10 protein-coding genes are annotated in these 15,445 nt (G+C 59.3%); 5 read left to right on the top strand and 5 right to left on the bottom strand.

Features of this window, described 5'->3' with window-relative positions; translation table 11 throughout:
• Positions 1-185: 185 nt before the first annotated feature.
• The 5 genes from bcsR to bcsC are packed head-to-tail and all read left to right on the top strand — an operon-like array spanning position 186 to position 9,394.
• Complete coding sequence (bcsR, locus tag KVT28_RS18560; RefSeq protein ID WP_217549619.1) at positions 186-380, top strand: cellulose biosynthesis protein BcsR; 195 nt, start codon at positions 186-188, stop codon at positions 378-380.
• A complete protein-coding gene (gene bcsQ / locus KVT28_RS18555; RefSeq protein ID WP_217549617.1) occupies positions 380-1,111 on the top strand; it encodes a cellulose biosynthesis protein BcsQ in 732 nt (243 codons plus the stop codon). Before bcsR ends, bcsQ begins: the two co-directional genes overlap by 1 nt.
• A complete protein-coding gene (gene bcsA, locus KVT28_RS18550; RefSeq protein ID WP_217549615.1) occupies positions 1,108-3,711 on the top strand; it encodes a UDP-forming cellulose synthase catalytic subunit in 2,604 nt (867 codons plus the stop codon). Before bcsQ ends, bcsA begins: the two co-directional genes overlap by 4 nt.
• Before the next feature lie 15 nt (positions 3,712-3,726).
• Complete coding sequence (gene bcsB, locus KVT28_RS18545; RefSeq protein ID WP_217549613.1) at positions 3,727-6,012, top strand: cellulose biosynthesis cyclic di-GMP-binding regulatory protein BcsB; 2,286 nt, start codon at positions 3,727-3,729, stop codon at positions 6,010-6,012.
• On the top strand, positions 6,005-9,394 hold the full coding sequence (gene bcsC, locus KVT28_RS18540; protein WP_217549611.1) for a cellulose synthase complex outer membrane protein BcsC: 3,390 nt from the start codon (positions 6,005-6,007) through the stop codon (positions 9,392-9,394). Before bcsB ends, bcsC begins: the two co-directional genes overlap by 8 nt.
• Positions 9,395-9,421: 27 nt before the next feature.
• Here the strand turns inward: bcsC and KVT28_RS18535 are convergent, their stop codons facing one another.
• The 5 genes from KVT28_RS18535 to KVT28_RS18515 all read right to left on the bottom strand — a co-directional run bounded on the left by KVT28_RS18535 (position 9,422) and on the right by KVT28_RS18515 (position 15,444).
• On the bottom strand, positions 9,422-9,724 hold the full coding sequence (locus KVT28_RS18535; RefSeq protein ID WP_101763793.1) for a BrnA antitoxin family protein: 303 nt from the start codon (positions 9,722-9,724) through the stop codon (positions 9,422-9,424).
• Positions 9,711-10,004: a BrnT family toxin gene (locus KVT28_RS18530; protein WP_110867898.1), complete on the bottom strand. Its 294-nt coding sequence runs from the start codon at positions 10,002-10,004 to the stop codon at positions 9,711-9,713. Before KVT28_RS18530 ends, KVT28_RS18535 begins: the two co-directional genes overlap by 14 nt.
• Before the next feature lie 176 nt (positions 10,005-10,180).
• On the bottom strand, positions 10,181-11,185 hold the full coding sequence (locus tag KVT28_RS18525) for a glycosyl hydrolase family 8 (RefSeq protein WP_101763795.1): 1,005 nt from the start codon (positions 11,183-11,185) through the stop codon (positions 10,181-10,183).
• 9 nt (positions 11,186-11,194) lie between these two features.
• A complete protein-coding gene (bcsD, locus tag KVT28_RS18520; RefSeq protein ID WP_008104594.1) occupies positions 11,195-11,641 on the bottom strand; it encodes a cellulose biosynthesis protein BcsD in 447 nt (148 codons plus the stop codon).
• Positions 11,641-15,444, bottom strand: a complete 3,804-nt coding sequence (locus KVT28_RS18515; protein ID WP_217549609.1) for a cellulose biosynthesis protein BcsC — start codon at positions 15,442-15,444, stop codon at positions 11,641-11,643. The genes bcsD and KVT28_RS18515 overlap by 1 nt, the downstream gene beginning before the upstream one ends.
• Between the last annotated feature and the right edge of the window lies 1 nt (position 15,445).

Raw genomic sequence — 15,445 nt, 5'->3', positions numbered from 1 at the left:
CGATCGATACAATCCAGGCTAGTTTAATCGAGACAGCCGCAATTGGAACGGGTGAAATAAAAAATAGCGTATTAGCGCAAATCATATTGATCTGTGGATAGCATTTGTCTTTACTTCAGGTTTAAACTTTACAAAAAATAAAACCACAATTCATCCGTTGTCGATTTTTTGGTGGCAAAAAAATAATGAAAACAGAGAATGCATTTTCGCCGAATGCGACTAGCAGCGAAGAGCACGATGACATTACTGCCTTGAGTGATGCCTTTTCTCTCAAGGCATTTCGTTACATTGATATTGCCCGCGAAGCGCGACTGAATACCATTATGACGCGCTGGCCATTGCTGCGTGAAATAAGCGCCGCACAGGAGTCAGAACGTTAATGCCTGTTATTGCATTACAAGGATCGCGTGGCGGTTGTGGCGCTACCTCGCTGAGCGCCGCACTCGGCTGGGCGCTTAACGCGCTGCAGCAATCGGTGCTGGTTATCGATTTTTCCCCGGTAAATCAGCTAGCTGCCCATTTTAATATACCGCTCGACCGCTCTCAGGGCTGGGCGCCCGCGCTGCTCGAACAGCAAGCGTGGCAGCAGTGCGCGCAGCGCTATCAAGCAGGGCTGGATTTTCTGCCGTTTGGCGCACTCACGTCGCAACAGTACGCCAGCATCAGCGCTATCAACGCAGAATTTGCCGCACCGCTGCTACACGCGCTACCGGCCCTGAAATCGCACTACAACTGGATTATTTTCGACATGCCAGCGGATCTGTTGCCGTGGCAGCGATCCCTGGTTACCGCGGCCGATCGTCTGCTGCAGGTGCTAACGCTGGATGCCAACTGTCAGTTGCGTCTGCATCACGCGCGTTTTCCTGCGCACACGCTGTTTCTGATCAACCAGTTCAACGCCAACAGCCAGCTACAGCAGGATCTGCATCAGCTGTGGATCAGCTCGCTGAAAAAACTGATTCCCCAAGTGATTCACCGCGATGAAGCGCTGGCGGAAGCGCTGATGATGAAACAGCCGGTGGGCGAATATCGGCCGCATGCGCTGGCCAGCGAAGAGATCAACACGTTGGCTAACTGGCTGCTGCTGCATGTGCCGGGAGGCGCGGCGTGAATCCATTACGCTGGCTGCTGATGCCGCAAGCGTGGCAGGCGCTGCAACGCCGCGCTCAGCTGGCGCATCAGCATGGCGCGGGCCGTTTCACCATCGCGCTGCATTTAATGTGGTGCGTACTCGCGTGGTCGCTGTTGCGGCTGGAAACACCGGGATGGCAGCGCATCCTGCAACATCGTCAACGTTACTACCCGCAAATTTCGCCGCTGCGCCCACGTCCGCTTGACCCGCTGCGCTATGCACTGCAAAGCCTGTGGCTGATGCTGGTATTGCCGCTGGATAAACGCACGCGTAAAAGTTTCAGCGTCAAACCGCTGTTCCGCTGGCGCGAGCCGCTCTATCAGTGGCTCGGTGCGCTGCCGGCACGGCTGGAACGAAACCGGTTCGCCCAGCGCAGCGAACAACGTATTCAGGCGCTGCCCGCGTGGTTGCGGCAGCTGCTGTTTATCGTGGCAGCGATTGTCGCCAGCCTGCTGGCGCTGCTGTGCATCTCGCAGCCCTTCGGCATCACTACGCAGTTTGTCTTCGTGCTGCTGTTATGGGGATTGGCGATGCTGGTGCGTCGCGTGCCGGGCCGCTTGTCCACCATCATGCTGATCGTGTTATCGCTGACGATTTCCTGCCGTTATCTGTGGTGGCGCTACACCGAAACCCTCAACTGGGATGACCCGATCAGCCTGACGTTTGGCTTGCTGCTGATAGGTGCAGAAACCTATGCGTGGGCGGTATTAGTGCTGGGTTATTTCCAGACGCTGTGGCCACTCAATCGTCAGCCGGTCTCGATGCCGCCGGAAATCACCTCGTGGCCGAGCGTCGATATTCTGGTACCGACCTACAACGAACCGCTGAGCGTGGTGAAACCGACCCTCTACGCGGCGATGGGCATCGACTGGCCGCAGGACAAGCTCAATATCTACCTGCTGGACGACGGCACGCGCGAAGAGTTCCGCGAGTTTGCCGCCAGCGTCGGCGTCAATTACGTGGTGCGTCCCACCCACGAACACGCCAAAGCGGGCAACATCAACCATGCTTTGAAAGCCGTGTGCCGCAGCGAATATGTTGCCATTTTTGACTGCGACCATGTGCCGACGCGCTCGTTCCTGCAGCTGACGATGGGCTGGTTCCTGAAAGATCATCGGCTGGCGATGCTGCAAACGCCGCACCACTTCTTCTCACCCGATCCGTTTGAACGTAACCTCGGTCGTTTCCGCCAGACGCCTAACGAAGGCTCGCTATTTTACGGTTTGGTGCAGGATGGCAACGATACCTGGGATGCGGCGTTCTTCTGCGGCTCTTGCGCCATATTGCGCCGAACTGCGCTGGATCAGATCGGCGGCATTGCGGTAGAAACCGTCACCGAAGATGCGCACACCTCGCTGCGTCTGCATCGCCAGGGTTACACCTCGGCATATATTCGTATTCCGCAGGCTGCGGGTCTGGCCACCGAGAGTTTGTCCGCGCATATCGGTCAGCGTATCCGCTGGGCGCGCGGTATGGTGCAGATTTTCCGCCTCGATAACCCGCTGTTCGGTAAAGGATTAAAGCTGGTGCAGCGCCTGTGTTACGCCAACGCCATGCTGCACTTTCTCGCCGGGATTCCGCGTCTGATCTTCCTGCTGGCACCGCTGGCGTTTCTGCTGTTCCACGCCTACATCATCTACGCGCCCGCGCTGGCGATCGCCATCTACGTGTTGCCGCACATGCTGCACACCAGTTTGACCAACTCGCGCATTCAGGGCCGCTGGCGACATTCGTTCTGGAGCGAAGTGTATGAAACTGTGCTGGCGTGGTACATCGCGCGGCCAACCACGGTGGCGCTGTTTAATCCGCACAAAGGCAAATTCAACGTTACCGCCAAAGGTGGTTTGGTGGCTGAACGTCATCTCGATTGGGTGATTACCAAGCCGTACATGATGCTGGTGCTGCTGAATATCGCCGGTATTGGCATGGCCTTCTGGCGCATGGCGTACGGTCCGGCCAACGAAATGCTCACCATTTGGGTCAGTTTGGTGTGGGTGATTTACAACATGATTATCCTCGGCGGCGCGGTGGCGGTATCGGTTGAAGCGCGCCAGATCCGCGAAGCGCATCGTGTGGAAATCGCCATGCCTGCCGCCATCGCACGTGAAGATGGACACATGGTGCCGTGCACGCTGCGTGACTATTCCGACGGCGGCGTGGGCGTTGAGCTGCGCGAAGCCAATGCGCTGAAAGAGGACGAAACCGTGTCGCTGCTGCTGCGCCGTGGTCAGCAAGAGTTCAGCTTCCCGTGTCAGGTGCAGCGCGTGTTTGGCCGTCGCGCCGGGATTCGCCTACATCAACTCACGACGCGCCAGCACATTGAATTTATTCAGTGCACCTTCGCTCGCGCCGATACCTGGGCGCTGTGGCAGGACGGCTTCCCGGAAGATAAACCGGTGCAAAGTCTGGCCGACATTATGGTGCTGGGTTTTAAAGGCTATCTGCGTCTGGCCGAGTATGGACCTGCGCCGCTGCGCCGCTTATTCCGTTGCCTCACCGCGTTGGTGAGTTGGCTGGCGACACTGCTACCGCAGCGTATTGACCGCCAGCCTGCGACGATCAAAGCCGATTTTACTTAAGTTGATGATATGACCATGACGAAAAAACTGAGTTGGTTCACCGCCCTGCTGCTGGGCTGCGTCTCTGTGGTGCAGGCCGCGCCGCTGACTTCTGGCGCCATGACTGCGCCGCAGCCGTTACCGGAGGTGAACGCGCGGGTCGACGCCAACGCGCCGCTGCGTGACAGCCAGCTGGTGTTTAATCAGGTCGCTCCGCCGCCCGGTAGCATGACGCTGCGCGGTACCGAACCAAGCAGCCAGATTGAGTTCGGCGTGCGCAGCGATGAAGTGGTGACGCGCGCGCTGCTGAATCTGAGCTATCGTCCCTCGCCGGCGCTGATTCCGACGCTGTCGCAGCTCAAAGTCTATCTCAACGATGAACTGGTGGGATTGGTGACGGTCACCGCCGAGCAGCTCGGCAAAGAGAACCAAACGCAAATCCCTATCGATCCGCGCTTTATCAGCGACTTCAACCGCGTGCGGCTTGAGCTGGTAGGTCACTATGCCAACGTATGTGAAAACCCGGCCAACAGCACCATCTGGCTGGATATCGGCAAAGCCAGCAAACTCGATTTGACGCTGCAGAAGCTGCCGCTGAAGAACGATCTGTCGCATTTCCCGGAGCCGTTCTTAGATACGCGTGACAGCCGTCCGCTGCAGCTGCCGATGGTCTTCAACGCCCCGCCGAATCTGCTGCAACAGCGTGCGGCCGGGATTCTGGCTTCCTGGTTTGGCAGCAAAGCGCAGTGGCGCGGACAATCTTTCCCGGTGCTGTATAACCAGCTGCCCAAAGAGCAGCATGCGGTGGTGTTTGCCACCAACGATCATCGCCCCGACTTCCTGAAAGATCTGCCGCCAGTGGAGAAACCGACGGTGGAGATGGTGAATCAGCCGGACAATCCGTACGAGAAGATGCTGCTGATCCTCGGCCGTGACGATAATGACCTGCTGACCGCCGTCGAAGGCATTGCGCAAGGCGAGCTGCTGCTGCGCGGCGACAGCTCAACCATCGACAGCGTAAAACGGCTGGCCGCACGCCAGCCGTACGACGCGCCGAACTGGGTGCGCACCGATCGCCGCACCACCTTTGCCGAGCTGACGCAGTATCAAAACCAGCTACAGGGCAACGGTTTGCAGCCGAATCCGATCAGCCTGACGCTGAATCTGCCGCCGGATCTGTTCCTGGTGCGCGCGCGCGGCATCGATATGGATCTGCGCTACCGCTACACCTCGCCGATTCAGCAGGATGGCTCGCGTCTCGCGGTGCACCTCAACAATCAGTTCATGCAGGATTATCCGCTGACGCAGAAAGATAGCGCCGGTCAGCAGCTGATGCGCATCCCGCTGATGCAAGGTTTGCAGGACAGCAATCGCCAGTTGACCATTCCGGCGCTGCGTCTCGGCGTGGTGAATCAGCTGCGTTTTAACTTTGATTACGCCAACACCTTTATTGGCGGTACCGCCGATGGCCGCTGCGAAACCGTCACCGCCGTCGGACATCACGTGGTGATTGACGATACCTCGAGCATCGATTTCTCCGGCTATCGTCACTACATCGAAATGCCGTCGCTGGGCGCGTTCGCAAACGCCGGTTTCCCGTACAGCCGCTACGCCGATCTGGCGCAAACGCTGGTGCTGGTGCCATCCAGGCCGAGCAATGACGAAGTCAGCACGCTGCTGAATGCGCTCGGCAGCATCGGCGCACAAACCGGTTATCCGGCGCTGCGCGTGCAGATGAGCGATGACTGGAGCAAAGCGAAATCGGCGGATGCGGATATGTTGATGATCGGCGGCATTCCACAGGATCTGCAGGACGACACGAAGATCCCGCTGCTGGCCGATGCCGCCCGCAGCTGGATCAGCATGCCTGCACGCAGCAACGCAGCAGCTAACGTACCGATTTCTGACAGTGAACGCGCGGTAGAAAGCCAAACCACCATTAGCTCACGCGGGCCGATGGGCGCGATTGTCGGCTTCCAGTCACCGTTTAACGATCAACGCAGCGTCGTGGCATTGCTGGCCGACAGCCCACGCGGCTGGGAATTGCTGAATAACGCGCTGCTCGACAGCGGCAAACGCGCGGCAGTGTTCGGTACCGCCACGGTGATCCGTGAATCGGGCGTTAACAGCATCCGCGTCGGCGATACCTATTACGTCGGTCACCTGCCGTGGTGGGAACGCCTGTGGAATCTGCTGGCCACCCATCCGGTGTGGCTGGCGATTTGCGCGGTGGTGGTCGTGGTTCTGTTTGCGCTGATGGCGTGGCGTTTAATGCGCATGGTCAGCCGTCGCCGTCTGGCCGAGCTGGATGACGATGAATAAGCTGCAGCTGGGATTGCTGATCAGTAGCACGCTCGGGGTGTTGGCCGGCGCGACTGCCGCCCCGATCGGTCCCCAGGTTTCGCCGGTTGAGTGGCTGCTGATGCAGATTCGTACCGGCGAATCGACCAACAAAATCGATCTGGTACAGCAATCGCTCTATCGACTGGAAAAAATCGATCCTGATAATCCGCAGGTGCTGGCGGCGCAAATCCGCATGGCGCTGCGCCAGGGCGACCAGGCCAAAGCGCAAAAACTGCTGGATGAACTGAAGCGCGTGGCACCGAATGCCGCCGCCACGCGTGAATCAGCAGCCGGATTGCGTCTGGTGACTGCGGAAGGGCGTCAGCAGCTGCAGCAGGCGCGACTGCTGGCCACTGCCGGGCATGTTGTCGAAGCCAAAGCCGCGTGGGACGCGCTGTTCCACGGCGTGTTCCCTGATGTGAATACCGAGCTGGAGTATTGGCGGCTGGTGGCGCGTTTACCCGGCCAGCAGCCACAAGCGTATCAACAGTTGCAGGCGCTGGAACAGCGCTATCCCGGCAACATCGGCGTAGAACTGCAGCTGGCGCGCATGGCGTTTGATAATAATCAGCCGGCCGAAGCCTTCACCCAGTTGCGTCGTCTCGCCAACCGCAACGGCGGGCGCGATGCCGCTTCCGAGCTGTGGCTACAGCAGATCCAGAATCAGCCGGTGAGCGAAAGCAGCGTCGCCAGCCTGCAGCAATATCTGCAAACCTTTACCGAGGGCGATGCCCAGCAGCGCGGTCAGCAAGAGCTGGCGCGTCAGCAACAACTGCTCGCCGATCCGGCGTATCGCCAGCGGATGCGTGGCTTAGCGCTGGTGGATGCCGGTGGCGGCGCCAATGCGATTGCCGCGCTCAATGCCGCGCTAACCGCCAATCCCAACGATGCTGAATTGATGGGCGCGATGGGCCAGGCGCAGGCGCGAGCCAACAATCGCGCCGCCGCCATTCGCTGGCTGGAGAAAGCGATACAGGCCGGTCAGGCCAGCACGCAGATCGGCAAATGGCAGTCGCTGCTGCAAACCAACCGTTACTGGTTGGCGATCAACAACGGTGATGCGGCGCTGAAAAAAGGCGATATCGCCGCGGCGGAAGGCTATTACCGCAGCGCGCAAGGGTTGGATAATCGCGATAGCTGGGCGTTGATTGGCTTGGGTGATGCGGCGCTGGCACGTAAAAACTCTGCGCAGGCAGAGCGTTATTGGCAGCAGGCGCTGCGCTTAGATCGCAGCAATAGCACGGCGAAACGTCGTCTGCTACAGCTGCGCACCGATGCGCTGATGGCCGAAGCCGATGCGCTGGCGCAGCAAGGCCAATGGCATCAGGCGGCGGAGAAGTATCGCCAGGTAGCGCAGGCGAATCCTGATGATATCTGGCTGGCTTATCGACTGGCTGGCGCGCTGCGCAACGGCGGCGAAGAAACTCAGGGCGCGCAGGTGATGGACGCGATGGTGCGCCAGCATCCACAGGAACCCACAGCGCTGTATGCGTCGGCGCTGTGGCTGGCTTCTGGCGACCGCGATGACGCGGCGCTGGCCACCTTGCATCGCCTGCCCGCTGCGCGCTGGGACAGCAACATGCATGAGCTGGCCGATCGTCTCGAGCAGGACAAAGTGTTTACCCGCGCCAGTGATTTACGCACGCGCGGCGATGAAACGGCGGCGATTGCATTACTACAACAGCAACCCGCTTCTATCCGCCGCGATATCACGCTGGCCGATTGGGCGCTGGAGCGCGGCGACGCCCGCAGTGCGCTGGCGAGCTATCAACAGGTGCAGCAGCAAGACCGTAAAAACGGCGATGCGGCGCTGGGTCGTATCGAAGCCTTGATCGCCTTAAAACGCCCTGCTGAAGCGCAACGCGCGTTACAAGTCTTGCCGCCAGGCGTGGCGCAGCAAAGTGTGAACAGCGGTCGGCGCGTGGCGCTCGCCTGGCAGAACAGTGGCGATGCGGTTCGTGCTCAACAGATTTTTGCTGAGCTGAAAACCCGCGCGGCGCAACAGGCCGCGTCACAGGAAAAAGCGTTGGTGTTTCGCGATGCGGCGCGGCTGGAAACGCAGCTGCAACAACCCGCACCAGCGCAGCAGGATTATCAACGGGCGATGGCCGCGAGCGGCATCAGCCCGGATGTGCCACAGGATAACGATCGTTATACGCAATTAACCCGCAATCAGGCGCAGGATGACTGGCTGAAACGCAGCATCCGCAGCGACGCCGCCGATCTTTATCGTCAGCAGGACACCACGTTCACGCTGGAGCAGGATTACTCGCGCAACAAAGGCAACGGCGGCACATCCGATTTCACCGCCCATACCACCATGATGCAGGCGGAAACACCGCTGGCCGATGGCCGCAGCTTTGTACGTGTCGATCATGTGCGGGTTTCAGCCGGCACTTTCTCCACCAGTAACGGCAGCCACAGCGAGCAGTTCGGCAGCTGTAACGATGACAATTCCGGCGGATGCAGCCGCGACTTTACTCAGCGCGATGAAGGCACCGCGCTGGGCGTGGGCTGGCATAACGATCGCTGGTCGGCAGACTTCGGCACCACGCCGCTCGGCTTCGAGACCCGCAACTGGGTCGGCGGCGTCAGTTGGAAAACCGACGTCAAAGACATTGGCCTGACGTTCACCGCATCACGCCGACCGATCTCCAGCTCGCTGCTGGCGTACGCAGGCGCGCGCGATCCCGCAGCGAACGGCGGCAAAACCTGGGGCGGCGTGGTGGCAACCGGCGGCTCGCTCGGACTGAGTTATGATCAGGGCGGCGCGCATGGCGTGTGGGGCGATATCAGTGCGCATCAACTCAGCGGTGATAACGTGGCGGATAACAGCCGCGAGCGCCTGATGGCGGGCTATTACTACAAGCTGATTAATGAAGATAATCGCCGCGCCACCGTGGGCCTGAACAGTATGCTGTGGCATTACCAGAAGGATCTCAGCGACTACACCTTCGGTCAGGGCGGCTATTACAGCCCGCAGCAATATTTCTCGCTGTCGCTGCCGGTGACCTATCGCCAGCGCACAGAGAACTGGTCGTTTGATCTCGGCGGCTCGGTTTCCTGGTCGCAATCGCATACCGACGGGCAGCAGCGCTATCCGGTCAATCCTGGCTTTACGCTGGCGTCGAATCCCACCTCAGACAGCAGTTCGGGTAGAGGTTTTGGCTACACGCTGCAGGCGCTGGTGGAGCGACGCATTACGCCGCATTGGTCGGTGGGCCTGGCGATGGATATACAGCAAGCGAAAGATTACACCCCAAGCCACGGTTTGATTTTCATGCGCTACTCAATGTCCGGCTGGAATGGCGATATGGATATGCCGCCACAACCGCTGACGCCGTATGCGGATTTTAAATAGCGGCGAACTTGTAAAGCCGCCCGGGCACTATTTGCTTTCTAATTCGCGCAGCATTGCCGCGCGCAAAATGGCGTTCAAACGCGTCTGGTACCCTTTACCCGGCGCTTTCAACCACTCAAGCACATCCGCGTCAATTCTGACTGAAGCCTGCGTTTTAATTGGACGATAAAATCGCCCGCTGGAAGCCCTGTTCCAGAAACGTTCATTTAACGGGGCGATTTCACCGCAATCAATCTCGCTATCCGGCTTTTGACTCAGCGCGTCCAGTTCAGATTGCAGGCTATCCGAAAGCGGCGGTAATTCGCTGCGTTTAAACTTAACCTTGCTCATAGCGTCTCCTCTCATTGCGCGTGGCAGGACGTGCACTAATGATGCGAATAATCTCAGTGCCCTGCTCGAAACGTACCGTGTGGGCCACCAAAATAATAATATGGCCCATAACATTACCTATTGATTGCCAGCGATATTCGCCATTCTCACAACGATCCTGGCTAGACAGATGAAAAGGATCATCAAACACGCGCACGGCAATTTCGAAGCGGATGCCATGCTTGCGGTGATTAGACTCTGCTTTGCTAAGGTCCCACTCAAATTCAAGTTCCGTTTGCATTTTACCATACACTTTTGTCTATACATTTTAGCATGACAAATTTGCATGTGTGTCAGTGCTGCCATTTTGATCGCGTTCAAGAAATCAAAGATAAGCAGCGCAATGAAATGAGATTCAGACAAGGCTGGAAAATATGGCCTGGCCGTCATTTATGTCGACCAGGCCAAAAATGAGATTTAGCGCTTTTCCTGATATGCCAGCCAGGTCAGCAGCTGCAGGCTGGCGGAAAAGTAGTTTTGATCCGCTGCCAGCGTGTCATTGAGATACTGGGTTTGGCCCAGGGTTAAATCGCGCACCGCAATCAATCCCCCCTCCATGTTGTACGGCGCTGGCGTGTTGCCCAACACATCATACCAGGCGGGCGTGGTCATGCGCGCCGAACCTTGCCAGACACGCTGGAACGGCACCAGACGCAGGCTTTGCGGGTCGTACCACCAGATATTTAGCGGAATACGGATCGCGTCATAGCTGAAGCGATTGGAATAGCCGACCGCCGGTGCCACAGAACCATCAGCATTCAGCGCCACCCAATCGAGCGGCAGGCCGGTTTTGCCGAAGTGCATCTCACCCAGCAAATCCATGCCGTCATCAATCAGCTCATTCCAGATACGCAGATGGCTGTGTTCCGCAAATTCGCGCCAGGCCTCAAACAGGAAATAGGAGGGATTAAGCACCACGTAGCTGGTTTTGTTGAAGCCCTGCGCGCCCGGCAGCATCACTTTATGTCCGCCGTAGCTGATCACATTCAGCTTCACGATCGCACGCTGAATGCGGTCGGAGGCCTGCTGATAATCGCCGCCCCACTTCTGTGCCGCACGTTGCAGCGCCCAGGCAATCAGGACATCACCATCGGAAGCGTTATTTTTGTCGGCAATCGGATCGGCGGCGCCTGGCGTGTAGCGCCAGTAGAACAGATCGTTTTGCGGATTACGCAGATGGCTGCGCGTCCACTGCCACAGCAGATCGAAAGTGGCGCGATCGTCATGCGCCACCGCCAGCAACATGCCGTAGCCTTGCCCTTCGGTATGGCTAACGTTGTTGTTGGCCGTATCGCTGATTCGGCCATCGCTGCCCATAAAACGGCTTTTATAGGTACTCCAGCCATCTGCGGCCGCCTGAGCGCTAAAAAACATCACCATGAAACACAGCATCCATTGACGCCAGAACCGCATCACTCTCATTACAGCATCCTATTGATATCGATAGTGCAGCGTGCCGCCGTCGTTGTTCTCCAGCGTCACCGGCACCGCCGCGCTGCCGCCTTGTGCCTGCAGCCACTGCGCATACACGCCCGCCAGCACCGCGCTCAACGCCAGCTGCCAACGTTCAACACCGACGTTGCTGTCGCCCTGCGGCAGCGCGTGGTGCTGAATCAGAATGGCATTCTCCTGCGGCTGTAACTGCACAAAGCCCCAGTTAAATCGCGCCAGCTGCAAATTCATTTCACGCTCCAGATCCTGCACGGTGCGCGCGTCGGGTAAAGGATAGCGTGTTGCCAGCGATACGCCGACACCGTTGAGAAAGCCTTCCGCTTCCTCGCCCGCGTTGTCCAGCATGCTCTCAATCATCGCGCTCACCAAATCAAACCAGCCCGGCTGATGCGGATGGCTGACGCGTGCGGTTACTTGCTCACTCATTAGTAATCTCCGAACATGTAACGGAAGTACAGATTGGCGGTGCTCTCGTTGTAATCGCCAAAGGTGTCGTAGCCAAGTTGACCGCCCACGGTGACATCTTTGTTGATTTTATAATCCGCACCGGCATGCAGGTTGTAGCCAATGCCGTTTTTGCTGTCGCCGCTGTAGAACGCATCCTTCACGTAGCCTTGATCGGCCAGACTTTGCAGCTGCGCCTGCAACGACGGATTATTCGGGAAGTAGGCGCTCTTATCCTGACTGTAGGATTGATAACCCACCGAACCGCCGACGTTCACTTTCAGATCGTCAAACTTGCGGCTGAATTCGATAGGGAACGACACCGACGCATAGTTCTGCGGGCTGAAGTAACCGCCCTGACCGTAACTGAAGTAGCTGAGGTTTTTCGAGTAATCCATCCACGACAAGCTCATGCCGACTTTCAGCTCGCGATCGTCGAGGTGATACGGACGCACATACGCGCCTGCGGTCGCCTGCACGCTGTTGTTGCTTGCCACGTTTTCGCCGATGTAGCTGTACGCGCCGCCGCCGACATAAAAACCGGCATCGCCGTTGTCGTAACTCAGCAAGGCGTTACCGCCGTTTTTAGTCACGCGGCCCCAGCGTTTACCGCTGGTTTTGTCTTCGACGCCGACATACGACAGCAAACTGTCGGTCATCGCGCGGCGTTCACCGGTAAGGATCAGCGTCAGGAAGTCGGTCAGCTTCGGCGACCACTGCACGCCGCCAACCAGCGTACTCAAGTCCTGACCCAGCGGCGTGCTGCCGAGGTCAATCTTGTAGCTGTCGCCCTTCAGCGCCATGTTCAGCTCCACGCCGGTCGCGGATTGCGAATCGGTGGTGGAGTTGGGCGTATCATCAATTTTCGCCGCACCGGTGGCAACCACATTGCCCTGCACCAGCGCGTTGGTGCCGAATCGACGCCATGCGTCGCCACCGGCGCTGCCGGCGGTGAGGGAAACCGGCGTCATGGTGAAGTCGAAGCGCGACTCGCCAAACGGCACGGTGGAGAAGGTGAGCGGCGCTTTGGCTTCGGTGAGTTTGCTCAAGCCTGATTCGCCATCACGACCGCGTACCTGCATTTCACCCTGCACCCAGGTGCCGGTTTTCTCTTGCAGGTCATCCATCATGTTGTCGATTTGGCGCAGCGTCTGGCTCTGCTGAACCGCCGGGGTGTTGCTCGCCAGCGTCACGCCTTCGGCGCTGCTGGTAGCCGCCGGTGCCGACTGCCACGGCATCACCGCGCCATAGCTGGAAGGCGTACGCCCCACCGGCGAGGTGCCGCGATTGATAAACGGATTGTCGGCCAGCGCCAGACCACCTACGCTTGGCACGCTGCCGGTTTCTGCGCCCTGCAGACCAATCAGCTGACCGCGCGCGGTGCGCAGGTAGCTCATCGCCTGGCTGTGTTCGCCGTTGGCTTCGGCCACGCGGGCTAACAGCAGCAAGCGATCCGGTGACTGCTCGTTGCGCAGGCCGCGCGTTAAGGTATTGGCTTTGTTGACGTCATTCTGCGCCAGCGCCACGTTGATGGCGCCGGTGCGCGCGTCTTGCGTCGGGGTATCCTGCGTCATCAGGTAGTCGTATACCACGCCCGCTTCTTTGTTCATCTTGCCGGACTGGTAGAGTCGCGCCATGGCGAACATCAGATCGCGGTTCTGCGGATCGTGCTGCAGCGCGCCCACCAGCTTGTCGTAAGCGGCGGCGTACTGGTTCTGCTCGCGCAGACGATCCACTTCGTTGATCACGTAGCCGTTGCGGATGCCCGCCAGCTGGGTTGGCGTGCTGCGTGCCTGCAGTTCCGGGCTGCTGAGGAAGCTCTGCGCTTCGGTATTCAGCCCGGCCTGATTCAGCACCGCCACCTGCGCGGCGTAATCACCGGCATTGCCCTGAATGCCGCGCTGCATATTGCTGCGCACCACGGACACCGCGCTGGTGAGATCGCCGGCTTTCGCCAGCTTCTGCGCCAGGTTACCGGCATCCACCGGATTGGCGGGCGGCGTAGAGGCCAGCGCGCGCAGGGTGTTGGCCGCTGCCGCGTTCGAGCCCTGCGCCAGATACTGATCGGCGGTAGCCATCTGCAGGTTGAAGTTGACGCGCTGCGCCAGCTCGCGCATATCGCTGTTTTTGCTGCTGTTGGGAATGCGAGACAGCAACTGACTCGCCTGCTGCCACGCGCTGCTTTCGCTGGCGTTTAACGCACCTGCATAGAGTTCGGTGGTGCTGGCGCCGCTGCGCATAGTGGGCTGCATGATATTGGCCGCCATCATGTTATTGCCCTGCGCGCGGTAGAGACGTGCCAGATCGAGACGCAGCCAGCCATCGTTGGGATAGCGCTGAATACCCGAGGTCAAGGTGGCGATGGCGGCGCTGTTATTGCCCGCCGCCACTTCACGTTTGGCCTGGGCACGAATTGGATCGGTGCTGCTGCCGCGCGGTGCCACGCTTTGACGCACGCTGTCGGGCAGTGATGCCAGCAGCGTGTTGGCTTCTGCGCCCCGGTTCTGCTGACGCAGCACATAAAACAAGCCTTCTTTGGCGTTGCGGTTATTGGCATCGCTTTGCAGGATGGCGCGATAGGTTTGCTCCGCTTGATCGAGCTGATTGCTGCGACGCTGCACATCGGCGCGGAACAGTTTGGCGGAGACGCCTTTCTCACCGTCGGCCTGCGCCAGCGGTTCGCTCAGCGCCAACGCCTGCGCGCTGTCGCCATTTTTCAGCGCCTGCTGCGCGGAGGCCAGCTGCGCGTAGAAACGTGCATCGGCGGCCTGCTTCTGGCGCGTATCGCTCTGATCGCCACCCATCTGCGCCGCGCGCGTCAGGTAATCCGCCGCTTCGGCATAACGTCCGGCGCGCTGGGCAACATAGCCCATACCGGCCAGCGCATCCGCATCTTGCGGGTTAGCTTGCAGTACTTTCTCAAAGTTGTTCTGCGCGTTGCTGACGTCGCCGCTGTTCAGCGCGGTAAAGCCTGCGCCCTTCTCCGCACCGCCAACGTTTTTACGGTAGTAATCCAGCACCGCGTTGTCTTGCGGATGGCGCTGCTGCCAGGTTTGATACAGCGACGCATCGGACGCCTGCGGACCCAGCCACAACAGCGCCTGACGCAGCGAACGGTCCGCTTCTTTGTTGCCGTCTGCCAGGCTGCCGAGCACATCGATACCCTGACGACGCGTTGCTTCCTGATAGGTCAGCGCTTTACCCAGCGCCAGCTTGGCGCCGGTATCCTGCGGATGATCGGCGGAGAACTGACGCAGCGCTTCAACCGCCTGCGGCAGCAGCGAACGATCGCCCGCCATGGTCAGATAATATTCGGCTGCCACGCTCGGCGGCGGTTCGTTGCCGCTGAAGGTGTTACGCCAGGTTTGCAGCGACGCCGCGATGTTGCCGCTGCGTGCCTGCTGGCGCGCTAACTGCAGCTGCGCCTGCGGAATGGTTTGCAGCTGGCGGGCGTTATCCAGCTCGGTGAGATGCGGATCGTTCGGCGAGGCCGCGCTCAGGCGCGCACGCCACTGCGCTGCTTCCGCTGTGCCGCCGCTCTGCTGTGAATAGAGCGCCAGCAGATAGAGCGCCTGCGTGTTGTTGGGCTCAACCATCAGCACTTTCTGCAGCGAGGCTTTGGCCAAATCGTCATGCGCTTTCTGGTGCCAGTAAGCCGCCTGATCGAACAGCGCCTGTAACGCAGGATTACTGCTCTCCGCCGCCAGCAGCGACTGAGAGAGCGTCAGCGCGCCACCCAGAATCAAGGCATGGCGAATACCGGCACTTAACAGATGTTTTTTCATT

Source organism: Pantoea sp. GbtcB22 (assembly GCF_019091025.1).
Taxonomy (GTDB): Bacteria; Pseudomonadota; Gammaproteobacteria; order Enterobacterales; family Enterobacteriaceae; genus Pantoea; species Pantoea leporis.
The sequence above is the reverse complement of the archived record's forward strand: the minus strand, read 5'-3'. Positions and strand labels throughout refer to the sequence as shown.

Bases quoted from the DNA above. Each gene is read 5' to 3' on its own strand.
- bcsC (WP_217549611.1), top strand. From the start codon at position 6,005: ATGAATAAGCTGCAGCTGGGATTGCTGATCAGTAGCACGCTCGGGGTG.
- KVT28_RS18535 (WP_101763793.1), bottom strand. From the start codon at position 9,724: ATGAGCAAGGTTAAGTTTAAACGCAGCGAATTACCGCCGCTTTCGGAT.
- bcsD (WP_008104594.1), bottom strand. From the start codon at position 11,641: ATGAGTGAGCAAGTAACCGCACGCGTCAGCCATCCGCATCAGCCGGGC.
- bcsR (WP_217549619.1), top strand. From the start codon at position 186: ATGAAAACAGAGAATGCATTTTCGCCGAATGCGACTAGCAGCGAAGAG.
- KVT28_RS18525 (WP_101763795.1), bottom strand. From the start codon at position 11,185: ATGAGAGTGATGCGGTTCTGGCGTCAATGGATGCTGTGTTTCATGGTG.
- bcsB (WP_217549613.1), top strand. From the start codon at position 3,727: ATGACGAAAAAACTGAGTTGGTTCACCGCCCTGCTGCTGGGCTGCGTC.
- bcsQ (WP_217549617.1), top strand. From the start codon at position 380: ATGCCTGTTATTGCATTACAAGGATCGCGTGGCGGTTGTGGCGCTACC.
- KVT28_RS18515 (WP_217549609.1), bottom strand. From the start codon at position 15,444: ATGAAAAAACATCTGTTAAGTGCCGGTATTCGCCATGCCTTGATTCTG.
- KVT28_RS18530 (WP_110867898.1), bottom strand. From the start codon at position 10,004: ATGCAAACGGAACTTGAATTTGAGTGGGACCTTAGCAAAGCAGAGTCT.